This is a genomic window from Peribacillus sp. AS_2, assembly GCF_026891895.1.
GTDB classification, from domain to species: domain Bacteria; phylum Bacillota; class Bacilli; order Bacillales; family DSM-1321; genus Peribacillus; species Peribacillus frigoritolerans.
The window spans coordinates 249,599-275,127 of sequence record NZ_JAPTGA010000003.1 but is presented as its reverse complement, the minus strand read 5'-3'; the positions used below and the strand labels follow the sequence as shown (position 1 = coordinate 275,127).

General features: G+C 38.5%; 17 protein-coding genes and 2 pseudogenes. 4 read left to right on the top strand and 15 right to left on the bottom strand.

The genetic code is table 11. The annotated features are described in order from the left end of the window. Nucleotides 1-143 precede the first annotated feature (143 nt). The 3 genes and pseudogenes from OTG27_RS06790 to OTG27_RS06780 all read left to right on the top strand — a co-directional run. Nucleotides 144-335 (top strand): annotated as a pseudogene (locus tag OTG27_RS06790) (DUF485 domain-containing protein); the annotation flags it as partial. A 59-nt stretch (nucleotides 336-394) separates the two neighbouring features. After that, nucleotides 395-1,894: pseudogene (locus OTG27_RS06785) on the top strand (solute symporter family protein). Between the two features lie 14 nt (nucleotides 1,895-1,908). Next, on the top strand, nucleotides 1,909-2,355 hold the full coding sequence (locus tag OTG27_RS06780; protein WP_268936577.1) for a PaaI family thioesterase: 447 nt from the start codon (nucleotides 1,909-1,911) through the stop codon (nucleotides 2,353-2,355). A gap of 282 nt (nucleotides 2,356-2,637) precedes the next feature. On the opposite strand, the gene OTG27_RS06775 is transcribed toward OTG27_RS06780, so the two are convergent. The 7 genes from OTG27_RS06775 to OTG27_RS06745 form a co-directional block, all read right to left on the bottom strand. Next, a complete protein-coding gene (locus OTG27_RS06775) occupies nucleotides 2,638-3,900 on the bottom strand; it encodes a pyridoxal-phosphate-dependent aminotransferase family protein (protein ID WP_268936576.1) in 1,263 nt (420 codons plus the stop codon). Between the two features lie 14 nt (nucleotides 3,901-3,914). Beyond that, nucleotides 3,915-4,181: a hypothetical protein gene (locus tag OTG27_RS06770; RefSeq protein WP_268936575.1), complete on the bottom strand. Its 267-nt coding sequence runs from the start codon at nucleotides 4,179-4,181 to the stop codon at nucleotides 3,915-3,917. 844 nt (nucleotides 4,182-5,025) lie between these two features. Further along, complete coding sequence (locus OTG27_RS06765; RefSeq protein WP_268936574.1) at nucleotides 5,026-7,200, bottom strand: malate synthase G; 2,175 nt, start codon at nucleotides 7,198-7,200, stop codon at nucleotides 5,026-5,028. 289 nt (nucleotides 7,201-7,489) lie between these two features. After that, complete coding sequence (locus tag OTG27_RS06760) at nucleotides 7,490-8,794, bottom strand: uracil/xanthine transporter (RefSeq protein ID WP_268564644.1); 1,305 nt, start codon at nucleotides 8,792-8,794, stop codon at nucleotides 7,490-7,492. A gap of 218 nt (nucleotides 8,795-9,012) precedes the next feature. After that, entirely contained in the window at nucleotides 9,013-9,396 is a 384-nt protein-coding gene (locus OTG27_RS06755; RefSeq protein WP_239860448.1) for a cupin domain-containing protein, read from the bottom strand. 128 nt (nucleotides 9,397-9,524) lie between these two features. Next, nucleotides 9,525-10,289 carry a (S)-ureidoglycine aminohydrolase gene (allE, locus tag OTG27_RS06750; RefSeq protein ID WP_063577190.1) on the bottom strand — a complete coding sequence of 255 codons (765 nt, stop codon included), beginning with the start codon at nucleotides 10,287-10,289 and terminating at the stop codon, nucleotides 9,525-9,527. A gap of 255 nt (nucleotides 10,290-10,544) precedes the next feature. Beyond that, nucleotides 10,545-11,897: an allantoinase gene (locus OTG27_RS06745; RefSeq protein WP_034314938.1), complete on the bottom strand. Its 1,353-nt coding sequence runs from the start codon at nucleotides 11,895-11,897 to the stop codon at nucleotides 10,545-10,547. Nucleotides 11,898-12,812: 915 nt separating this feature from the next. Here OTG27_RS06745 and OTG27_RS06740 point away from each other — a divergent pair. Further along, nucleotides 12,813-14,465, top strand: a complete 1,653-nt coding sequence (locus OTG27_RS06740; protein WP_268936573.1) for a PucR family transcriptional regulator — start codon at nucleotides 12,813-12,815, stop codon at nucleotides 14,463-14,465. A gap of 289 nt (nucleotides 14,466-14,754) precedes the next feature. Here the strand turns inward: OTG27_RS06740 and OTG27_RS06735 are convergent, their stop codons facing one another. From OTG27_RS06735 to allB, 8 genes are all read right to left on the bottom strand, one after another. Next, nucleotides 14,755-16,005 carry an allantoate amidohydrolase gene (locus OTG27_RS06735; protein ID WP_268936572.1) on the bottom strand — a complete coding sequence of 417 codons (1,251 nt, stop codon included), beginning with the start codon at nucleotides 16,003-16,005 and terminating at the stop codon, nucleotides 14,755-14,757. A 201-nt stretch (nucleotides 16,006-16,206) separates the two neighbouring features. Next, nucleotides 16,207-17,187, bottom strand: coding sequence for a sugar phosphate isomerase/epimerase family protein (locus OTG27_RS06730; RefSeq protein ID WP_255294720.1), 981 nt, complete (start codon nucleotides 17,185-17,187; stop codon nucleotides 16,207-16,209). 101 nt (nucleotides 17,188-17,288) lie between these two features. After that, a complete protein-coding gene (locus tag OTG27_RS06725; protein ID WP_098187516.1) occupies nucleotides 17,289-19,046 on the bottom strand; it encodes a thiamine pyrophosphate-binding protein in 1,758 nt (585 codons plus the stop codon). After that, on the bottom strand, nucleotides 19,047-20,501 hold the full coding sequence (locus OTG27_RS06720) for a four-carbon acid sugar kinase family protein (RefSeq protein WP_268936571.1): 1,455 nt from the start codon (nucleotides 20,499-20,501) through the stop codon (nucleotides 19,047-19,049). Nucleotides 20,502-20,534: 33 nt separating this feature from the next. Then, nucleotides 20,535-21,482 (bottom strand): transketolase family protein, encoded by a 948-nt coding sequence (locus OTG27_RS06715; protein WP_034314953.1) that lies wholly within the window; start codon nucleotides 21,480-21,482, stop codon nucleotides 20,535-20,537. Nucleotide 21,483: 1 nt separating this feature from the next. Next, entirely contained in the window at nucleotides 21,484-22,308 is an 825-nt protein-coding gene (locus OTG27_RS06710) for a transketolase (protein ID WP_098866690.1), read from the bottom strand. Between the two features lie 826 nt (nucleotides 22,309-23,134). Then, nucleotides 23,135-23,890, bottom strand: a complete 756-nt coding sequence (locus OTG27_RS06705) for an IclR family transcriptional regulator (protein ID WP_268936570.1) — start codon at nucleotides 23,888-23,890, stop codon at nucleotides 23,135-23,137. Nucleotides 23,891-24,055: 165 nt separating this feature from the next. Beyond that, nucleotides 24,056-25,438, bottom strand: a complete 1,383-nt coding sequence (gene allB, locus OTG27_RS06700; RefSeq protein WP_268936569.1) for an allantoinase AllB — start codon at nucleotides 25,436-25,438, stop codon at nucleotides 24,056-24,058. Between the last annotated feature and the right edge of the window lie 91 nt (nucleotides 25,439-25,529).

The window sequence follows — 25,529 nt, the reverse complement described above, 5'->3', positions numbered from 1 at the left end:
AAAAACGTACTACATTAAAAGGGGGCTTACTATGGAATCACAGGCTAAAACTGGGCATTCACCATCAGGACATGACAGAGGAAATAAGTATCGTAAATTAATTGAAAAGTAAGAATTCAAGGAACTAATCCAAAGGAAAAAGCTTTCATGTACCTGTCACTCTCCTCTTTCTTGCTTTTTATTTTGTTCTGCCAATTTTAGCTGCTTATAGCGAAGTGCTGAAAGGCGAAGCCTTCTTCCATATTACTTGGGCTTGGGTATACGCACTCCTCCAATTTGCCGTCGTATGGATAAAAAAAGCAGCGAAGTACGACAAGATGGCAAAAAAGTCTTGAATAAATATGAGAAGGAGCTTGGCGAATGAGCCTTTTATCCCTCATGCTTTTTTTAAACGATTACTATAACCTATTACTCTTCTAAGAAGACGAAAAATGCCAGTGATTTTTATACGGCCGGCGGCGGATTGACAGCATGACAGAATGGATTGGCCGTGGCAGGTGACTTTATGTCAGCCGCATCTTTCCTCGGAATTACGGGGGCAATCGCACTGATTGGTTTTGATGGCTTTTACATGAGCATCGGGAACCTTGTTGCCTTTCTTGTCTATTGTATCTAGTGTCTGAACCATTACGCAATCTAGGTAAGTTTACGCTGGCAGATATGATTTCAGCACGCTTCAAATCAAAAAAAGTGCGAGGGATAGCTGCGGCTAACACACTTGTCATTTCAATCTTTTACATGATTGCCCAACTTGTCGGTGCAGGAGGATTAATTAAACTCTTGCTCGGCATCGATTATTGGCTATCCGTTCTGCTTGTCGGTGTACTGATGGCGATTTATGTGATTTTCGGAGGGATGACAGCGACAAGCTGGGTGCAGATCACCAAAGCAGTGCTCTTGCTAGGTGCGTGTTGACGTTCATCGTATTTTCGCGTTTTAATTTCAACATTTCAGAGATGTTTCATCAAGCCCAAACTGCAACACCGATCGGAAAGGATTTTTTGGATCCAGGAAATAAATACACCGATGGACTCGACATGATTTCATTCAATATGTCGCTTGTCCTTGGAGCAGCCGGCCTTCCGCATTTACTCGTCCGCTTCTTTACAGTAAAGGACGCAGCTGCTGCAAGGAAATCCGTCGTAGATTCCATTCCACATGGTTTATAGGGGTATTTTTCATCATGACGATTTTCCTTGGTTTCGGGGCTGCATCTTTCGTCGGGTTTGAGCGGATCGTCGATGCAAACCCAGCTGGAAACATGGCCGCTCCACTACTTGCATTAACCATAGGCGGTGAATTTTTATTCGCATTCGTTTCTGCTGTAGCATTTGCCACGATTTTACTGGTTGTATCAGGCCTTGTTTTAACATCGGCATCCGCTTTTGCACATGATATATAAGGTGAAATCATCAAGGATGGAAATATTACGGGAGTACAGCAAGTACTCGTCGCCCGATTGGCTTCTGTCGGCGTAGCGGTCATTTCGATTCTACTTGCTTTATTCGCACAATCAATGAATGTCGCTTTTCTTTCAGTCCTCGCACTTGGGATTGCTGCCAGTGCCAATTTACCGATCATCCTTTGCACAATATATCGGAAACGCTTCAACTCTACCGGAGCGATCACAGGAATGTCATTCGGTTTACTCAGCTCCATCATACAAGTCATGCTTAGCCCCAATGTATGAAATTTGGAACCTGGAATGGGGATTTTCACGGGCGATCCCCTCTTCACGATGAGCAACCCGACCATTTTCACCGTGCCGCTCGGCTTTATTGGAGCTTATTTAGGCACAATCTTGTCAAAGGCAAAAGATGAGGAAAACAGTTTTGCTGAAGTACTGTTCAAATCAAACACCGGATATGGGATAAGTTCAGCAAAAGACCATTAAAAAGGGGGATTTCCATGACCGCACATTTAGATAAGGATATTCACGAATTGCATTACGATCAAATCAAACAAGTACTGGTCGACGAACCATATGCTTCTTTTCTAGGAATGAGATTGACGAAACTCGGTCCCGGCACAGCGGAAGCAGAATTGATTCCGAGTGACCACATGCTAAATAGCCACGGAACGGTTCATGGTGCCATTATCTTTTCACTTGCTGATTACGTGTTCGCAGCAGCCAGCAATTCATATGGCAAAATAGCGGTTGGCGTTTCAAACAACATCAATTTCTTATCAGCTGGCAAACGGGGTGAAACTTTAACTGCCAGAGCGGAAGAGATCAAGAAAAACCATAAACTGGCCTGGTATAAAATAGACGTGTTAAATGAAAGGGAATTGATTGCAACCATGGAAGCGATGGTATACAGGAAAAATCAATATTTCGTCGACCAGGCTGAATAAGTAACGTTTGAAAGCGGACATGCAATCCATTTGTCCGGTTTCGTTTCCCTTGATTTTCCAAGGATACGTAGAAAAAAAAAAAGGGGATTCCCGATTGGAATCCCCCCTCCCCTATTTTATAACCCTTCTTTTAGTTATTGACCGTAATACTGTTACCTATCACGATTAACGACTCGCCGCACTCCCGTTCAATTATCCCATCCGTCTGATAAGCGATTTTCCCTCTTTGCCTTCCCGATGATCATGGCCAGATTTGCTGAAATTCACATGGACATCCATTATTCAAAGAGACCGTTGTGATGCTACCATTTTCTCCTTCTTTCCTACATATACATCCAGCGCAGCCTGCAAAGCCTCTCCCCGATTAACTTGAAACCCCTGGCGCAATAGGACAGCTTCCAAGGAAGCCAATACAAACAGGATGTTTTCTTTCCTGCAACTGAATCCCATGGTCCCGATTCTCCAGATTTTCCCGTGAAGCGGACCAAATGAGGAAGCGATTTCGATGCCAAATTCATTCAACAGCATGTCTCTTACAGCTTCACCATCGATTCCTTTTGGAATTTCAATGCAAGTTACACACGGAAGTTTGTTTTTCCCATCCCCGAATAACATTAGTCCCATTGCCTTGATCCCTTCAACGAGAGCAGCTTCGTGGAGTTCATGACGGGCAAAGCGCGTTTCCAGACCTTCTTCGAGCACAAGGCGCAATCCTTCACGTAACGCATAAATCATGGAAGTTGCTTCTGTATGATGATTCAAACGACGCGGTCCCCAATAATCCTGCAGCATGCTTAAATCGAAATAGTTACTGGCGATCGGACGGCTGAGCGAAACCTGTTGATTGTCTTCATCCGTGGCAATACCACGTTCCACCTTTTTGCGGGACTGGATGATTTCTTCTATTCGCTCATTATACGTAATCGGTGCCATACCGGAAGGAACGGACAAGCATTTTTGTGTCCCTCCTATCAATCCATCAATACACCATTCATCCACCTTAACATCGGTGCCCCCGATGGAGGCAACCGCATCCACAACAAGCAGGACACCCAATTCACGGCAGGCCCGCCCGATTTCCTTCAAAGGCTGCATACAACCAGTGGAGGTTTCCCCATGCACGATTGCTGTTATTTTTGGGGAGACTTTCTTGATTTCCGCAATGACTGCTTGCGGTTCGAACACTTCTCCCCAAGGACATTCCATCGTATGGACTTCAGCTCCGTATCGCTCACAGATTTCCACCAATAAATGACCGAACCTTCCGAATATAGGAACCAGGACCTTATCCCCCGGCTCAATGATGCTGCATAGAATCGCTTCATTACCGGATCTTGAGGTGCCATCTATCGGGAACGCCCATTTATTTTTCGTTTGAAAAACCGAACGCAGCATTTCCATCACTTCATTCATGATAGTGGTGAATGCAGGATCGAATTGCCCTAATATCGGTGTGCTCATCGCCCTTAAAACACGCGGGTCAACTTCGACCGGTCCTGGTGTCATGATCGTTCTCATCGGTGCATTCAATTCTGTATATGCCATTTTTACCAACTCCTTCAATAGGCTATTTTATAAAGTATTTCATTCAAAAATCCGATTCCCTGATCCATATCCATCGCAACAGGTTTGACATCCATCGATTGTGAAACCCCAATTTCATTTCCGCTTTCTTTGCCAGGGAATCGAGAGTCGAAAATGTCCTTACAAAACCTTTCAAAAACCTCTTCCTCTCCGATGCCATTCGGAACATTGAATTCGGAAGCCAGACGACAGCATCCTTCCATTATGAATGGGAGTGGTGCCCGCATGATCACTCTTACCAATGATTGTCACCGTATAAAGGCGGTGACGCCCCATCCTTGTCCGTTTCCATATGGGAACTCGTCAGATTGATTCCACCGGAGGGACGCCCTAAAGCATACAATATCAAAATATGTAGTAAGTTTTTTCCCATCCTCAGCTTTCATTGCCTGCTGAGTGCTCATCCTTTCCTTGGAATATAATATCCGGGTCACTCCATTACTCTCTGTTGCCCCGAAAAATGCTAACCCTTCTATCAGCGAACCGTAACATCATCCTTTTCATCTATTAATTTTTCGTTATGATTGCCCATCATATCGCTTCCCTTCGCATTAGCCTTTGATGTCATGAACATTCACAAAATTTATGTCATCTATTATTTTACTTGCTTTCGCATTTAACTTCATTGACAATTCTGTTAGTATTTCGATGCTTTTTTGTGCAAAATAACCAACTGAAAGACAACCAATAATGTTTATATATATACAGATTTCCATGATCAAAAGAACTTTTGTTATAGTCAGCGCCTTATCATATTTCACTGGTATTTTTTGATAAATTAAGATACTAGTTCTACATATGCCGGCCAAATTAACATTTGATGGACTGCGAACCTAAAAAGATGATGTCTAATCTTGTTACATCTAATTCACATATGTTTTATTTGCTTTTTCTTTTTATAAAGAATTAGACCAAAATGGGGAACAAGTAATCGTAATCACTTGTTCCCCCATTTTATCGATTAATCACTTATTTTAATCCGAAGCCCCGTATGAATCACTGGTAGAAGTTAAGATATGGCACTATGCTAAGCCTCATGAATTTAATAACATTGCATCCTGGTTGGTCTGATGCCCCAGAAATCACTTAATGTTTACACTTATTTTTCTTCGCTTCAATGCGTCGTCGATGCAGGATAGGCTCAGTATACCCACTTGGTTGGTTATAGCCTTGAAACACTAGGTCGCATGCCGCTTGAAACGCCACTGAGCTGTCGTAATTATCCGCGATACATTGATAGGCTGAATCTCCACGGTTTTGTTCATCCACTACTTTAGCCATTCGTTGTAAAGTCTCCAAAACCTGTCCTTTTGTACAAATTCCGTGGTGAAGCCAGTTAGCGATATGCTGACTCGAAATTCTTAGTGTGGCACGGTCTTCCATCAACCCAACATTGTTGATATCTGGTACTTTGGAACAACCAATTCCTTGTTCTACCCAACGTACAACATAACCGAGGATACCTTGGGCATTGTTATCCAGCTCTTGCTGAATTTCTTCCGGACTCCATTCGGGGTTTTGAGCCACCGGGATTTCCAAAATATCATCACGTAAATTTACTGGATTCTTTTTCAACTCATCTTGCACCTTTTTTACATCCACTTGATGATAATGAAGAGCATGCAATGTCGCTGCAGTCGGTGAAGGCACCCATGCTGTATTCGCCCCCGCTTTCAGATGGCCAATCTTTTGCGTTAGCATTTCCGCCATCATATCAGGGATTGCCCACATTCCCTTACCAATTTGAGCTCGACCTTGAAAACCGGTTGCTAGACCTACATTGACATTCGATTTTTCATAACCTTGTAGCCATTTTGATCCTTTCATGTTATTTTTGAGGATCATAGGTCCGGCTTCCATAGAAGTATGAATTTCGTCTCCCGTTCGATCTAAGAACCCTGTATTAATGAATGCCACCCTTTCTTTAACTTGGCGGATACAAGCTTTCAAGTTCAATGAAGTTCGACGTTCTTCGTCCATAACGCCAATTTTCAGTGTATTTCGCTGTAGACCAAGCATGTCTTCCACACGATCAAAGAGCTCATTGGCAAAAGCCACCTCTTCGGATCCATGCATTTTTGGCTTAACGATATAAACTGATCCTTTAGATGAATTTTGATATTTACCATTCCCCAACAAGGAATGTTTGGCAAGTAAACTAGTCATGACTGTATCCATAATCCCTTCAGGAATCTCCTCACCATTTGCATCCAGGACTGCGTTTGTCGTCATTAAATGTCCCACGTTACGGACAAACATAAGTGAACGGCCAGGTAAAGAGAATTCTTCTCCATTTGGTGCCCTGTATAAACGATCCGGGTTCATTGTACGTGTCATCATTTTATTATCCTTTTTGAAGGTTACAGCCAGATCCCCCCTCATAAGACCTAACCAATTTCGATAGACCAGGACTTTATCATCAGCATCCACTGCCGCAACAGAATCCTCACAATCCATAATGGTCGTAAGAGTAGATTCCATTAGAATGTCCTTAACGCCTGCTTTATCTTTTTTACCGATCGGGTGACTTCTATCAATCTGAATTTCAAAATGCAACCCATTATTTTTTAATAATATCGCCGATGGATTTCCGTATTCACCTTGATTGCCAACTAGCTTAGATTCCTCTATTAAACTTGTAATTTCTCCATTTTTGAGTGTAACAGCTAATTTCCCATCTACTACTGTATATTTCACGGCGTCTTTATGTGAATGAGCCTTTAAAGGAGTTACTTGATCAAGAAAATCCTTTGCAAATGAAATGACTTCTCCACCGCGTACTTCATTGTAGCTCCCTTCTCGGTAGGCTCCTTCTTTTTCGCTAATAACATCTGTACCATATAGGGCATTATAAAGGCTTCCCCACCTTGCATTTGAAGCGTTAATAGCATAACGAGCATTATCAACCGGGACAACTAGCTGCGGACCGGCTTGGAAGGCAATTTCATCATCTACCCCTTCTGTGGTAATATGAAAGTCTTCTCCTTCAGGTTCGAGATAGCCAATTTCTTGTAAAAATGTTTTATATTCACCAAAGTCCATCTCTTTATTTTCTCTGTGCCATGTATTGATATTGGTTTGAATTTCATCACGACGAGCTAATAATTTTTTGTTTTTTGGAGACATGTCATGTACCAATTTTTCAAAATCAACCCAAAATTGTTCCTGATTCAGTCCGCTTCCAGGCAGCCCATCTTTATTGATAAATTCAAAAAGTACCGAAGCCACTTGAAGATTACCTACTTTCACATATTCTCCCATGATGTATTCCTCCTCTAAAAATTAGTTTGACTCCCGGCATACGCCGAGATAATTTTCTTAAACCAGGTGATCTCTCCTCCCTTTGAACGGGTTCAATACTTAGTTTGTTTTCGATTTCCATTTCTCAAATTTATTGTTTTGTTATCTTATAATCAATTTCAAGTTTATCGTTAGAGATGTCAAATATAGTCAGTATGGTATGAACACCTTTTTTCTTCACTCGCAAAATGAAAGCCCATCTTTTAAAAAATAATCACTTTGTGTTTCCATTTCCAGGTAGATAGATCGGTTACTGCCCGACCTCCAACTTATTCATTAATTTATTCCAATTAATGAATTTCTCCAAAAAGATCGATATAATGACACCCATGATGAGACCATTTGTAATGAAAGGCTGCAAGAGGACAGGTATACTGCCGAATAATGCTGGCGGGATGTTCATAATGCTAACTCCAACTAGGACCGGCCCTGCTAAACGGAGTATCGTTTCAGAGTTGAATAACGTTCCTTTCAGACTGTTTAATGCGGTCCCGAACAATTGAAGGTATGCGACAAATAAAACAGCGTTACCTATTGTTAATGGTATTGTTCCTAAGAATCTCCCTAATGGAGGAATAACTCCAAGGAGAGTAAACAAAAATCCGCTTATAATGAATGGCTTTCGTTTGAATAACTTGGTACTTTGTAAAAAACCTATCGTAGATGTAAATGGTGTAAAAGGGACCAAGCCAAAAATCGAAGTGATAAACGCAAAAATACCTGTTACAAAAATAGATCTCCTATATTGACTATGTTCCACCTTTTCCTTGTAAACATCTGCAACAGCTTGAATAGAAGCGAAAGAATTCGTTAAATTCAGAAGGACAGCAAAAAAGGAAACAAAAATAATACCAATATTCAAGTTTGGAGTTCCAAGGGGAAAGAAAGTGAATGCCATACCTGAAGAGCTAGCCGTCGGAAGATCTGAAGGGAAAATAATTCGATATAATGACCACCCTACGATAATTCCGATCAGGATTGAGAAATTGCCTAGTATTTTCCCTCCTTTAATCCTTAAAAAGCCGACGAAGATGACAATCAAGATTGAAAACAAACTGACAGGAAGATCAATTGTTCCACTTTCGGTTATTTTAAACATACCTTTGAAGAAAATAAAGATGAGCTGAAAGGTCAGTAAAAATATATAAACACTTATCACCATCGGCTTAATTACTTTTTGTATGATATAAATCAGGTTAAATGCCGCAAGCAGTACGGTTACAGCTCCAGCCAGCAAAATACCTGTTGCAATACCTCCCCCTACGGTTTCAAAATCCAATCCGAGTGCAGATGCAGAGATGCCCATATTTATCATCAGACCCCACATTAGCCCTGAATGGCTGTCCAATAATGGATAACGATGCCCAACCCATGCCTGCAGAATACAGGATATTCCGGTAAAGATAAAGGAGCACCTTATCGTCATTTCAATCGTTTCTGTAGGAAGCTGGAATGCTGCTCCTACAGAAATTGGTACGACAACCGTATTGGCAAAAATAAAAAAAAGCCACTGTAAAGAGGAGAATAATGTTACAGTAACTCCTTGCTGTTTCATCTTAATCATCACCATTTCCGATTTCTGGATTTTTATAAAATCTGTTTGCTAGTTTTTAAGGAAGCCAATCGTAGAAATTACAAAATCATCACTTTTTATAAATAAAAATATAAGCGAAGCGCTGTCTTCACTACAATCGCTTCGCCTTAATCACTTTTTTGTTTTTTAAAAGAAGTAACTTAAATTATTTTGTAATGTTTAATAAACTTAGCATTTTTTTAATATCTTGTTATATCCATAGGCAATGCCCCTGCAGCAAAGCCTACAAACATGAATCGGCCGTTTCCTGTATTACGCATTCCATGAATTTGATTAGGCTTGGCCAATACTACCATTCCTTTCCTGATCGTGATCTCATTCTCTAGGTCAGGGAAATATGTTCCTTCCCCCTCAATGCAGACCCAAATATCATCAACATTCGAATGGGAATGTAAATATACTTCCTGCTCAGGTTCAAGACACCAAACTGCCCCAACAGTTTTATCCGTTTCATAGAAATAATTTTTTTGTGGTGCATTAGAATCGAATTTTGCTATTTTATCGATTTCAAAAACTCTTTCCTCTATTATCGACTTTTTGTTCAAAATTACATTCTGGTCCATACCTCAGCACCTCTTTTATATTTAATGGTTTTGAATTACACTTACTGGATCTCCCTAAAATACAATTCCGCCCGCATTAAATCTCTTGAAGTTGTCATCTACTCATTTCTTCTATATGATGTGACCTTTTACAAGGATGCATCACGATTACAATCTTTAGAGTAAACATATGTTAAACTTTCTCTGCCTACCGCATAGGCTGCTTGATGTACATATGGACCCATAAAAATGTAATCTCCTTTCTTTACAGGAACCCACTGATTATCCAGATTATACATCCCTTCTCCCGAGAGTAAGTAGGCTCCATGTTCTTGCACATGTGTTTCGATGAATGGATGAGATGCAGCGGGATCAAAGGAAAGAATATGAAAATTCATATCAAAATCTATATCAGCAGGCAAAAGATCCTTAAGATGGACATTATGCATATCATCATAAATCCTGAATTCGATGTTGTTCGCATGGTTTGAATGAACCCATGGCCTCCGTCCTTCAAGCGGACGATACTTTTGCTTATATAGGAATAGTTTAGAATCTCCATCCGATTGGTTTTCTAAATACATCTTTGTTCCGGGCGGACAATATAAATAACCGCTTTCATCGAGGACAAACTCCTGTTCACCTGCAGCAGCTTTTATTTTCCCTTCAATAACATAGACAAATGTCTCAACATCTTCTTGTCCACCAAACCCCTCGCTGTTCTTTCCATCCTTTTGCATTGTCACAATGTAATCGACAAAACTTGCTCCAAGCTTTGGAGAACCCAAAATGGAAATGATACAATTCTCAAATCCCGGAATAACATTATTAACCAATCCTTCAGGTGCAATTAACGCATATTTACCGTGCTCAATTATTGATCTGCTTGCTAATAAATCTTTAGGATAACCCATCTTTTAAACTCTCCTTTTAATCGTATTTTATTTGAAATATGTGACTCATGGTGTGCCCATTTCCCGCTATAAATCAACTTATAATTGTAGCTTCTTTTCCTATATTATTAGCTTGTGTTAGAAACAATTAAGTCCCTTATATAAATATTAACCGCTTTCATTTAATTAGTCTTTATGCCTAATTGATAAAAACGTTTTATATTTTTGTTCATTATAGATAAAAAGATTTTCTCCAGTCCTTTATGCTTAACAATCCTAGATTTTAATTTTTTCCACAGTGGTAATGCTTCCATTTTCAAAAACAATATCCCCATTGACGATCGTTGTTGTTACTTGCCCTTTGAATGTCCTGCCAACATAAGGCGACTGCTGATGGCGGTAGAACAAATCTTCCTTTTTCAGCTCGAAGCTTTTGTTCAGATTAACTATCGCCAGATCAGCATCGCTATCAACGGCTATTATCCCTTTATGGGGATAAAGGCCAAATAGCTTAGCTGGATTCGTTGATGTTAATTCAACAATTTTCCCCAGAGGAAGATTACGGTTGAAATGCCCCTCTGTCAACATAATATTGAGCGTAGATTGGGCACCGGAAATCCCGCCCCAGGCACTGAAAAAGTCATCATTTATTACTTCTTTCATAGAGGCAGGTGCTGGTGAATGGTCGGATGCTATTACGTCAATTTCACCGTTTGCTACAGCTTCCCATAATTGTTCCACTTCTTCATCATCACGCAGTGGAGGGCAGCATTTTGCCAAACCGCCTTTTTCCTCTAAATCTTTTAATGTCAAAGATAAATAATGAGGGCATGTTTCTACCGTAATATCCAGGCCTCTTTGTTTTGCCTGATTGATGACTTCCACTACTTTGCGGCTGCTCGCATGAACAATATGCAGTTTACACCCTGTAGCTTCTGCATATGAAATTATTCTTCTTACCGCTTCAATTTCGGAAATTATCGGTCTTGATTCGACGAAGTCCTTTGCAGTCGTCTTTTTTTGTCTTTGTTTTTCTTGTGCAAGCTGATCACAAATCACTGTACTTTCAGCATGAACGGCTAAAAGTGAACCAACAGAGGCAATTTCTCTCATCCCTTTAAAAATCGTACTATCATCGACATGATTGAAATCGACAATTCCGCTCGGTGACATAAAAGCTTTAAATCCAATTACTCCATTTTCATCAAGTTCCTTAATATTCTCAATATTTTCCGGTATAAGTCCACCCCAAAAGCGGCAATTGACTACCGACTTTTCTTCGGAGCAAGCTCTCTTTAATGCCAAATATTCTTTATTGATTGTTGGTGGTGTACTGTTCAATGGCATATCAAAATAGGTTGTCACCCCACCTGCCGCTAAACTTCTGCTACCAGTTTGAACACCTTCCCACTCAGTTCTGCCTGGCTCGTTGAAATGAACATGAGTATCAATTAATCCTGGGAGGATGTGCTGCCCCTCAGCATTAATTTCTCTTGTTGCTAAAGCATCAATATTTTTTCCGATAGTCACTTCTTTAATTTTCCCTTCCTTAATTGCAATATCTCCTTGAACAATCGAATCAAACATTACAAGATTTCCATTTCTAATGAGTAAATCATATGTAGCCATAGGTTCATTCCTTTCTGTGGGAAATCAAATTTTATAAAAACTTTTAAGGAGAATCCTCTTTTACAAGTTGCATAATGAAGAAACGAACATCTTGCTTTTGGCAGCTGAAATCGTATATATTCCGGAATTAAATACAGCTATTACATTCTGAACATCGTTTTGAGATTTAGTAGATTCCGCTAAAACTTCTATCAAGCATTTTGGAATGAAACTTACAATCCATTTTCCCAACTTAATCGCATCCACCTTTATGAAGACAGGAAGCGAGATGCGCAGCCTTGGCTGTTATCTGGTTTTGTACGGCACCCTCACCAAGGCAGTCAACACCGATCCATTTTTTTAATATTCGGACTCTTTTCCTGACTATTTCACGTTTCCATCAATTAAGCCCCTTTAACCACATCCTCTCGTTTCTGTTGCGCTTTTTAAACAAGGTTCTTTCGTAAAGATTGTTGTTTTTAAAACGAAACTATTTAAGGTTGATTGGAGCGGAAGTGCGAGACTCCTGCGGGAACAGCGGGACAGGTGAGACCCTTGAGGGGAAATCAACCACACTGCACTACTTCGTAAATAGCAACAAAGTATGCGGCGAACAGCCTTAAACAAAAACAATATAGATGAACGAATGCGAGCATCGTACCTGAGAAAAATGATAGAGAACTGGCGGATTTTATACGCTTCAAAATATAAATATAGTTTCTACATATAATAAAAACTTGGGATTTATGGAATGTAAAAAAAACAGTTTCATTAACCTTCAATCCTCTATACAATTGATTATAAGCGGATTCATTCACAAAATCATTATGCGATGTAAACAATTTCCATTTAAATTTTTGTCCAAATTTAACAAGATTCGTTTGCTTCCCTTTCTAGTAATAAAAACTGACAAAATGTAGAATTAGAAGGTGTATGATGAAAAAGGTAGAAGATTTATTTATCGTTGATGTGTTTCAAGAAGCCAAAATTATTGCTGGACATGCCGGACTTAAAAGGAAAGTAGAATCAATTGAGATTTCAGAAACACCAGATGCCATCAATTTTTTAGCTAAGAACTCCCTATTATTGACAACAGGATACGCTTTTAAAAACGACCCCCATGCATTATGCAATCTCATTTCCCAAATTAATAAACTTCCATGTGCAGGGATTGCCATTAAACTTAAAAGATTCATTGATGAGATCCCGCAGGATGTAATCGAATTGGCCGATTCATTAGAATTTCCAATTATTCAAATTCCGGAGACATTAACATTAGGTGCGGTTGCTCATCAATTATTAAGCTTTATATGGGATAACCAAATTGAAGAGTTATTCTATGCGATGCATATTCACAAGGAATTTACCAATATGATGATAAAAGGGTACAGTCTGAATTCTTTAATTGAAAATCTTGGCTCCCTATTAAAATGTCCTGTTCTCCTACTTGATCCTATTGGTGATGTGACATCCTTTTCTCATCATTTTCGTACAGGAAATATGAAAATCGTTATGAAAAATGTTCAAGAACAAATTAAACGTGATATAGAAACATACCTAGAGAAAAACCAGCTTACTATCGACATCCAAAATACGGACATTTCCATAAAAATGTTTCGGGTGAAAACAATGCGTCCCTATCCCTATTTTCTATTAATTCTTCACCCTGAGAAGCTTTCATACCCATCTTCACAATTAGCTATAGAACAAGCATCAACAGTCATTTCATTCACGCTGCTTAAAAACGAGGCTATTAGAGAAAACAGTCGTTTGTTAGAAAATAACTTTTTTGCTTCCCTTGTTGATGGAAAGATTTCTAACAAACAAGAAATTATTCATAGGGGAAAACAGCATGGCTTAATCGACAATATGAAATACGTATGCATTGTATGTAAGATTGATGATGATAAACAAAACGCTTTACAAAAAAGTGCAGACATAATGAATAGATTATACGACTATTTATATAAATTTTTACATAAATCATTTTTAAAAATAGATACTAACAACATCGTTTTTATGAAAGATGGATATTTTGTTATTTTGATGCAAGCTCCTCTGAATATTAATGATTCGATTAAAAGTGTAATAGAAGAAAGGCTGAAGGAGTTCCAGAATGAGGCTTATTCAAATCTAAAAATTTCGTTGTCGTTTGGAGTTGGTAACTTTTCTAATGACCTTACCTATATCCACCTTACATACGAAGAGGCAGTGGAAGCATGGACAAATGGGGCTGAACTGTTTCAAAATAAATTTATCAACTTTTACGAGACCAAGCAATTAATCGAACTGATTCGGTTAATTCCCGAAAAAGATTTAAAAAAATTTTATGAAAATACTTTACGTTCTTTATCCTACCCGAAAAATAAAGATGAAAAAGACTTAGTTAATACCTTATTGGTATATTTGGATAATAATTGTGAACTTGCAATTACATCCAGGAAACTGTTTGTTCACCGTAATACCGTTAAATACCGAATTGCCAAATGTGAGGACATGTTGAATTATTCCGTTCATGATGCAAAAAACTCACTTCATTTACGTATAGCTTTACTCATGAGTTCAATTTTCAGGGGTAATAGTGATTAATAAGTTATTGTAATCACTACTAAAGCAGATATTGACTGAAGGTAAACTGCTCTGGAAGTGTCTTGGATTATGGAGGAATCCAGGAATTTCAGTGGCTTTTTTATGAACATACAGAACTCCTTTTATTACATTGGATCATTGTCGATACACATGACTGTTTCATCAAATGAAGGATCTTTGTCCTATAATTGAAATGTATTCATTTCAAAAAAACTCGTGTTCCGATATAGTCGGATCACGAGTTTTTTGAAAGTTCTCTTTTAGTTGATAGCTAAAACTTATAAGTTCCTCAATATTGTTTTGTGGCTATCTTAATCACTGTAGAGTAAAGGACTCTAGCTCCTGCACCCATATCTTCTACAGTCACGAATTCATCTGGGTGATGACTGAGACCATCCTTACATCGAACGAAAATCATTGCAACATTCGTTACCTCCGCCATAGCCATTGCATCGTGACCAGCACCGCTTACAAGACTGATAGGACTGCCATCCAATTCGCTAATGGACTCCTCGATTACTTTAATCAATTGTTCATCACAGTATACAGGATCAGCTTCCATGACCTGTTCAAAATGAATTTGGAGTCCTCTAGCTTTTGCTACTCTTTCACCTTCAGTTAATATGGCATCAATGGCTTTTTTCTTACGATCCACATTTAAATCACGGATATCCAGCGTTCCTGTTACAAGGCCAGGTATTACATTACTAGCACCCGGACTTACAGTAAGTTTTCCGATGGTCGCCACTAATGGTTCATTTTGGATAGCGATGTTCTCAATGTAGGAAATGAGATCACTAGCTCCTAAAAGCGCATCTTGTCTAAGGGCAACAGGAACTGTCCCTGCATGTCCAGGTTTCCCGATAATTTCAAAATAAAATCTTGTAGCACCAGCAATCCCACGAACTATACCGACAGGTTCATTCTCCTTCTCAAGCACAGGCCCCTGTTCGATATGAAGTTCCAAATAAGCGAGAAGTTCTTCTGGAGTACGACTAGCGTCTTTATAAGCATATGGGTCAGCAATACCAATTCCTTTTAACGCTTCAGCAATTGTTATTCCTTGTTCATCTGCTCTTTCTAAATCTTCAGCAGTAAAAGTTCCTGCAATCGCTTTACTACCAAGGAAAGTTGAGTGAAACCTTACTCCTTCCTCATCACAAAAACCTACCACTTCGATTGGATTGTATAATATAATGCCATTATCCTTAAGAGTTTGAACAACTTCTATTCCAGTTATAACTCCTAGAATCCCATCATATTTACCTGCTTCAATCACGCTATCTAAATGTGAACCAATCATTAAGACTGGAGCTGTTGGATCTTTCCCTTCATAACGTCCGATTATATTATTAAGAGCATCTTTTCTTACCGTCATCCCAGCTGCTTTCATCCACTCTTCAACTAGACTTTCTGCTTTTAAACTTTCCACTGTGAAAGGTAGTCTAGTGACACCAACAGTTGTGGATGAACAAGCAGCAAGTTCTTGGGTTCTAGTGTTGATTCTTATAGCATCAACATCCTTCTGAAGTTTAACCAATCGATCACTTCCCTGCCAATTTAATCTCTAAGTGAAATTTTTGTTATTTAAATCCAGTTACTTAATATGCAAAGTCATATTAACACTTTATTTAGTCTTTGCTCAATAGGAATTCTGCATGATAAGCTAATTAAAAGTTAGATTAAACGGTGACAAGCAAAAGCACTTGTCACCGTTTAATACATATCGTACATATATAGGCTAACTAACTAAACGCCCTTTTTTTGAATGTAATAATGACCATGCATCAACGAGAGTACGTTTTGACTGTGCAATTACAATATCAGATGATTCTGTACCGACAGGTTTTACTTCAAAAGCGACTATATTCTTTATACCTTCACCGATGTAACCAATTTCTAATAGAGATCGTAAATACTCCGCTAATTCAGGAACATCAACTTCACTTCCTGGATATCCGAAACGCGGATGCTGATCGCCGTAAGCAGGATCAGAAGTATCTTTAATATAGCAATTTCCGATATGGGCATGGTTAATATAATCACGAGCTAACGTTAATGCATCATGAGACGTTTCACGCTGCATTGGTAAATGACTTAAATCAAGCATTAAACCGAAAGTGGGATCTACTTTACGAACTTCTTTTGCAACTTCAACAGCAAGTTTATTCGAACCGATTAAACATTTCTTATCAGTCTCATCATCAAATGTTTCAAGTGAGAGTACTAAATCACCTTTAGATTTTGCATAATCGCATAATTCTTTGATAGAATTCGTTAGTAATTGTAAGGCAACATCTTGTTGAGTATCTGGTTTAGCCCCACTTAAGAAACCAAGTTTAGCAGCATTTACTTCGTAAGCCTGGTCAATTCCGCCTTTTACTAAATCGATAGCCCTTCTACGCTCAGCTTCATCAAAAGAATTAAGGTTTCCTTTGTTTCTTAATAGAATCGGTTGTGCACCAAATCCTACATTCATTCCACCGGATTGTAAAATTTGAGCAGCCTCTTTACGTTCTTCAGGATTGTTAATAGATGTAATTTCAATTCCAGAGAAAAAATCATCTTGTACAATTTTCTTAATTGTTTCAACAGCTGGGCCATCTCCACCCATTGTTTCCGGATAAGCCATGAAGTGAACAATTCCGACTTTCATAGAATTATGAAGATTTGCTGACATTGTTTCGCCGATTTTTCGGCTTCCCTCCTTTAATGAACCCATTATTTAAGTACAGTCAAGACTGCTTTTCATTACTAATATATTTTTTGAAGCAATAGGTTATATCCCATTGCTTCAAAAAACACTTCAATCAAGAGTGATGATTATTTAGAATAATCAATCTTTTCGGAGTATTTGAAGCCGTTAAGTGCACCGTTATTAGAGAATTCGCATGCGTTCTTAGGATCTGGATCAACTATAACTTCGATTAAATATGGTTTACCTGAGTCAACTGCACGTTGCAGAGCTGGTTTGATATCATCATAATGTGTAACAAGCTCACCACGAACACCCATACCTTCAGCCGTTTTAACAAAGTCGATTCCGCGCTCTTCATTATCACATAATTCATTTTTGTAAATTAAGTCCGTAGAAATTTGACGTCCATTATAGAACCAGTTTTGTTGTTGACGAATTAAACCCATTAATGAGTTATTCATACAGAAAATAATGACCGGAATATCATGCTTTGCAGCTGTAGCAATATCTTGTAATGACATCCCCAAGCTTCCATCACCAAGGATGTTTACACTTTGTCTTTCAGGAAATGCAAGTTTCGCTGCCATTGCTGCACCAAGGCCCCAACCCATTGTCCCCGCACCGCCAGTTAATAAGTAAGTTCTTGGTACATACGTTTCAAATAATTGAGAAGACCAGATTTGGCTGATACCGCAGTCATGAGATACGAAGGCATCTCGATCTAAGAATTCACGAAGTTCTCGCAATGCACGTTCTTGTCTGATTGGAAGTGTTGTGTAATCCGTTTTTCGTGCCCATTTCTTACGCTCTTCAGTTAAGTTGACTCTAGTACCTACTTCGGCAGTTGCAGCTACATGAGCACCAAGTGCTTTATGGGCTTCTGCAAGTTTAACCATAAATGTTTTAACATCAGAAACGATACCTAAAATCGTTGGTACAACTTTACCAATTTCCTTATTATCAAGATTTACGTGGATAATTTTCTTACCGTTTTGTGTGAATACAGAAACATTACCAGTTGAACGATCAGCGAAACGTCCGGCAAGGTTGATTACTAAGTCAGCTTCAACAATTGTTTTGTTACCGAATGGAGTATCAAGCATCGTTCCCATACGTCCAGCGAATAAAGGGTGATCGTTAGGGAAGGTATCCATCCCCATGCCAGAAGTTACTACAGGGATTTGCAGTTCTTCAGCTAACGCTTTCAATTCAATGGTAGCGTTTGCAATGTTGACCCCTCCACCAGATAGTAAGACCGGTCTTTTAGCATCTTTTAATAATTCCAATGTTTTCTCTATATCAGCGTCAGAAGCTTGTGGTAAGTTATCGACTGGAGTAGAACCGATAAGCACATCTAAGTCGACTTCTATTTCAACTTTTTGTTGATCAACTGGTAAATCAAGAAGAACTGGACCCTTTCTGCCAGTAGTAGCTGTTACCCATGCTTCATGGATAAATTCAGCAGCTTTCGAACCGTCAGTTAAACGGTATGCAGCTTTCGTTACAGGCTTTGCCATTTCAACGATAGGCGCTTCTTGGAATTGCATGGTTCCAATTAAACTATTTTTTTGTTGTCCGGTAATGGCTATCATTGGAATCGAATCCATCCATGCACCGTAAAGGCCAGTTAAGAAGTTAGTTCCGCCAGGACCTGATGTGGCAGCACATACGCCTACTTCACCAGTTGCTCTTGAATAACCATCAGCCATGAAAGCACCCGTTTGTTCGTGACGAACAATATATGATTCAATTTTAGTTAATTCTTTTACTGCATCATAGAATGGTAAAATCGCAGCTCCCGGTACACCATAAACATGTTTCACTCCTCTTTTTTCTAAATACAAGGCAATTAACTCAGCAGCTGTCATTTTTTGTTTAGCCATTTATATCTCTCCCTTTTGATCCTTTTTTATATTTTCAAAGATTTGAGCAATTGAATCTTTATCCCCAACGTTGCCCGGAAATACGATATAAGGTGTATCTTTGAACTTAGCTTCACTTCCGGTTAACCATACTGGAACACCGGCGATCGCTTGCCCTAAAATTTTTGCATATTTAATATCTAAGCCGTCAGTTGCCACATCACTCGAAGTTATACCACCTTTTGCAATGATGAATTTCGGCTTTACTTTTAGTGAGCGAATAACTTTAACTAAAGAACTTGAAACAGTTTGACTAATCTTTAAGTTTTCTTCCTTATCTTCCGCACTAATTAAATCTCTACTCGTATATACAAGCGTATCGCGATTAGAAGAAATATTTTGATCTACTAATTGACATACTCGTGTTAGCTCTTCAATTCTTGTTTCTTTATTTAGAACTTTCACAACACTCATTTCGATTTGTTCAATCGGGTATTTACTCATTAGTTCCTTAATTTGTTCCGTAGTCTTATTCGTGTGGGAACCTACTATAATAAAGCCACCATTGTTTTGGCTTTCATCACTTGAAACAATCTCATTAGCTGATAAATATGGACGATCCTGAATTCCCGCAATCGATTTTACAATAGATGCTGCAGTTCTAAACAAGAATTGCTTGCCAGAATCAATTGCTTTAAGGACAGCTAATGATACGATGTCCAAATCATAATAAGATTTAGCATTTACTATAATAGGAGCATTATTGTTAGCAGATAGTAAAATCTCATAAACTCTATCAATGCCGCCATTATGAATATCTTCCAGTGAAATGATCAATGCTGACTCTGAAGCTACGCTTCCATTTGTCTTTTCTTCAATCCATTTTGGTAAATTAGCGGTTTTGAAACCGAATACGGAATCATTCGCAAATTCTGTTTCATTTACTGGGACAAGCTGGCCGTCCACACCTAAATAATGAATATTATCTATGGTGTAACGATGTGCTTCAAAAAAAGCCGGAATGATTAAATGACCTGAAATTTGTACATCAGCAGTTTTTAATAATTCATCTTGGAGCACATTAATTTCAAGTGGATAATGCCCTCTTAATGTTGAGTCACTTCTACTGATAATTGAATAATTGATTCCCATTTCCTTAGTAACGTCAACAATGTTTTGGACAATCTCCCTATTGATGTTTTCCGTCTTTTCTGCATTATAACTTCTTGTGTTTGTTAAAATATAAAGTACACTTCTCTCATCAGATAATCCTTTTTTAATCCAGTCTTTTCCCCAGTCCGTGATGACAAAAATATCATGTACCGTTTGGACACCGGTTGGATCATCATCTAAAACGATAAACTTATGTTTTGTTTGATTTAAATGAGCTTTGATTTCAGCACGAAGGCTGTCATCCGATTTAGAGAAGAGGTCTAAAGTATCCTTTAAACTTAGATATTGGGTTGCGTTTGACAAAAACCCTCCCCCTTTCATTATCTAAAAATGTGATTAGCTAGTTACTCTATGCCCTAATAATTCATTTGCAGTAGAAATAATTCGGTGTGCTCTTAATTCAAATAAATCAAGTAATTCATCCATTTTTCCAGAAACCCCAAAACGGTCATTTGTACCGATTCTTCTTAATTTAGCTGGTTGGTTTTCCGATAATACTTCAGCAACAGCACTACCTAATCCACCTATAATTGAATGCTCTTCAACTGTGATGACATGTTTTGTTTTCGCAGCAGATGCAATAATGGCTTCTTTATCAATAGGTTTAATTGTATGGATGTGTAAAAGTTCGGCGCTTACACCTTGCTTTTCCAATTCACCTGCTGCTTTTAGTGATTCATCAAGCATTATCCCAGTACTGATGATTGTTATATCTGATCCTTCACGATATTTAATTGCTTTACCTATTTTGAATGGTTCTTCTTTTTTGGTAACGATCGGTACTGGTAATTTGCCAACACGGAGGTAAATTGGTCCTTCATGGTAATAAGCAGCTTCTACTGCTTTTTCCATTTCAACCGCATCAGCTGGAACAATTACCGTCATACGTGGAAGTGAGCGCATTAAAGAAATATCTTCAAGCGGTAAATGTGTTGCACCTTCTTGTGCAGCTGATGTACCAGCGTTATGACCGACAATTTTCACATTGTTATTTGAATAACATACTGAAATTCTCATTTGATCAAATGCGCGCCCAGTAAGGAAGTTTGCATAAGCATTGGCAAATGGTACTTTACCCGCCACTGCCATACCGGCTGCGGTACCTACTAAATCACATTCAGAAATACCGATGTTAAAAAAGCGTTCTGGAAATCTATTTTTATATAGATTTGTCATATTCGATTTTGCGCAGTCCGCGTCAAGTACCACTAAATTGTCATGTTTTTCTCCAAGTCTAATTAGTGCATCAGCAAAACCTTTACGTGGCGCTTCTTGATTTGCCATCTTAAGCCAACTCCTTTAAAGCGATTTCTAATTGCTCATCATTCGGAGCCATTCCATGCCATTCATGGGTATCTTCCATAAATGAAACTCCCTTGCCTTTAACCGTATGAGCTAGAATTGCAGTAGGTCTGCCTTTAGTGCGTTTAGCTTCTTTATACGCTTCATTAACTGCATGAATATCATGACCATCAATTTCAACAACGTGCCAACCGAAAGCTCTAAATTTATCACCAAGATTTTTTACACCTTTTACATTTTCAACAAAATCATCAAGTTGAATTTTGTTCCAGTCGATAATCGCACAAACGTTATCAAGATTGTAATGTGCAGTTGTCATTGCCGCTTCCCAAACTTGACCTTCTTGTAATTCTCCATCACCTATCATGCAATAGGATCTTCTATTGCTGCCATCCAGTTTTGCAATTAATCCAACACCATTAGCTACCGATAATCCTTGACCAAGTGATCCTGAAGATATGTCTACACCTGGAATATGCTCTCCACATGGATGTCCATGTAACCTACCGTCAACATCCCTGAATGTCATTAATTCTTCAACCGGGAAGAAACCTTTTTCAGCTAATACTGAATAAAATACAGGTGTACAATGCCCCTTAGATAAGAAGAAACAATCTCGGTCTTGCCAATCTGGGTTGTCAGGATCAACATTCATGTGTTCAAAAAATAGGACGGACATTAATTCAGTTGCCGATAAAGAACCTCCAGGATGACCACTTCCAGCATGGTTCGTCATTTTGACTATGTGCCGGCGAATCGTTTTCGTTAGATTATTATAAAATTCGCCTTTCTCTTTAGAAAAATCCACAATTTACTCCTCCTTTTAGTCGCACAATAAGCAACGTCGTTTCATTAAATGATTAAAAAAATAAAAATAAGTAATTTGTTGCTTATTAACTAACCTTGTTTCTTATTTTGATATTATCACCGTTTTTTGAATATTTCAAGTATTTTACCATTAAATTTTTTATAAAAATTTTCGCAGGGCAAAACAAGTTCCTATTCAAAGATAAACTTGATTCAATAAATTTCCACAAAAAAAGAATTGGCATTATACCAATTCTTTTAGTTTGTAGACAACAGGGGTTCGGAATTTAAAAATTTCTAACCCCTTTTAAACTTCCCTTTGAAATTTTGACCAAAGGTTAAGAGAAATACTTGGGCGTCCTACCTGAATACATATCTTTCACCAAGTCTAAATGAAAGTGAAGTCAATGGAACCTCAATTTTACGAAACAAATGGTTCGCCGGCACCAGTTGATCTAAAGTAATCATTTCAAGTTGATCACGTTGAATAGAAGGATGTTTCTAAAGCATCCTCATCACCTCAAGTTTTAATAGATCTATTCTAAAACAAAAGAGACTGTAGGCAAAAGGAGTTCTATCCAAATTTTTATACATAGTTGATTGGAACGGAAGGCGCGAGACTCCTGCGGGAATAGCGAGTCCAAGGGAGACCCCACAGGCGCAAGTGCGCCGAGGAGGCTCCCGGACCGCCCGCGGAAAGCGAGTGACTGAAGTGGAAATCAACGTCCAAATTTGTACAAGCAAAAAAATATAGACAAACTCGATTTTCATCGAGTTTGTCTACATTCCGAAAGAATTGGCATTATACCAATTCTTTTTCACATTATTTAATTATCTGTGTAACCAAGCCTCTTGGAAATCTTTTTACCAATATCCATTATAATTGGTTTAATTTCAGTTAATCTTTCTTCAGTCATTCGGATGCTTGGTCCTGATATACTAACAGCAGCTGTAATTTTCTTACGATTATCAAAAATTGGCGCTGCAATACAGGTGATTCCTTGTTCATTTTCTTCAATTTCCCTACCGATACCTTCGTTCCTTATTTTTCCCAATTCTTTAAAAAAGGACTCTTTATCGGTAATCGTTTGTTCAGTATGTTTTGGTAAACCATGCTTGTCAACTATATCTACGATCTCATTTAATGGCAGATGGGCCAAGATTACCTTCCCAACTGCCGTACAATGCATTGGGGCACGTCTCCCTACTTGTGAATGTGTTCTAAGGGTTTCACTTCCCTCAAGTTTTTCAATATAGACTACCTCTCCTTGATCATATACGGTCAAGTGGATCACTTCATTAATATGTGATTCTAACTCTTCCAGAAATGGTTTAGCTTGAGTTCTCAAGTCAATAGATTCAAGCAGCATCGAACTTAATTCTAAATATTTATAGCCTAATCTATATTTTTTAGTTTCAGGATTTTGTTCGATGAATCCATGATCTACAAGAGTACTTAATAGTCTGAATATAGAGCTTTTATTTAAATCTAGGTTGGAGGCCAGCTCAGTAACCCCAATCCCTTCTTTACGCTTGCTCACTAATGAAATAATTGTTAATGCCCTATCTACTGACTTAACCATTTATATTAACCTCCGATTAAATCCTATATTACTGATCCTGTCTTTATCTTACCACAAGAGCAATACCCAGACATAATACCAGTCAAAAAATAAACCAAAAAAGAAGGTATGACGCCATTAAGGGCAACTAAAGTGCCCTTTTGGGTCAACCTTCTTTACATAACTTTATGCTTGTACGAAACTATTTTTTGCCGAAATGAACTTCCCAATTGGATGACTTACAATCCCTTTCTCAACATCAAATACTAGTTGTCCTCTTACAAACGTTTTCGTCACTCGACAGTTAATCTTTCTTCCAACATAAGGGCTTTGTTGATGACGGTAATACAAATCTTCTGGCTGAATGGTGTATGATTTATTTGGATCAAGAAGAATGATATCAGCGTCATAGGAAACTTTAATGCTTCCTTTATTTCTTAAGTTAAATATTTCTGCAGGTTTAGTCGCAATCATCTTTGAAAAATCACTTACAGAAACCCCACGTTTCTTAACAGCCTCGTCAAACATTAAATCAACATTATTTTGGCAGCCACTAATCCCTCCCCACACTTCAAACATATTATTGGTGTTGCTCTGCTTCATTTCTGGAGGACATGGGGAATGGTCTGAGGCCAGGATATCAATTTTCCCTTCCTTAAGAGCTTCCCATAATTTATCTTGTTCTGCTTTAGTACGAAGCGGCGGGGCGCATTTCGCAACAGGTCCTATCCTTTCAAAGGTTTCCATATCCAACGTGAAATAGTGAGGACACGATTCTATCGTAACCTCTTGGCCTAGTTTTCGTGCTTTAAGAATTTCTTCAACAGCCTCTTCACTGCTAATATGAACAAAATGCAATTTGCATCCAGTCTCTTTCCCCAATAACAAAGCACGTTTTACAGCATCAACCTCAGTAAAAATGGGGCGGGACTCTACATAATCCCTTGCTGTTGTCTTCCCTTGTTTTTTCTTTTCAATTGCCAGTTTATCGGTAAGCTCTGCATTCTCAGCATGTATAGATAAAATATGCCCCAATTCCGATAGTTTTTTCATACCTTGATATAAAGTAAAATCATCAACATTTTTAAAATCCCCAATTTCCTCACTGCCACATGTTGCCATAAAACATTTGAAAGCCACAACGCCTTCGTTAGAAAGGTCTTCTAAATCTTGGAGATTATCAGGAACTAATCCACCATACAAAGCATAATCAACATACGCCTTATTTTCAGCAGATTTTAATTTTAAATGCAGTGAACTCTTTGTAGTCGTTGCCGGCAAAGCGTTTAATGGCATATCTACAAATGATGTTGTCCCTCCTGCAGCCAGTGCTTGAGTTCCTGTTACAAACCCTTCCCACTCCGTTCTGCCTGGCTCGCAAATATGGACATGGGCATCTATCATCCCAGGCATGACATATTGATGAGCAGCATCTATGATTTCAGCAGATTCTCCGGTTATTTCTTTTGAAATTTCTGTAATCTTACCGTGAAGTATACCGATATCTAGTTGTTCCACTGTATTTTCAATTACTACATTTCCGTTCTTTATAACTAAATCAAACTTCATTCTCCCAACTCCTTTTTTGCAATTTTCAGTATATTGACATTATACAATTGCCTTGTTCATTTCCTCCTCAGTTTGCATCAATCCATTATAA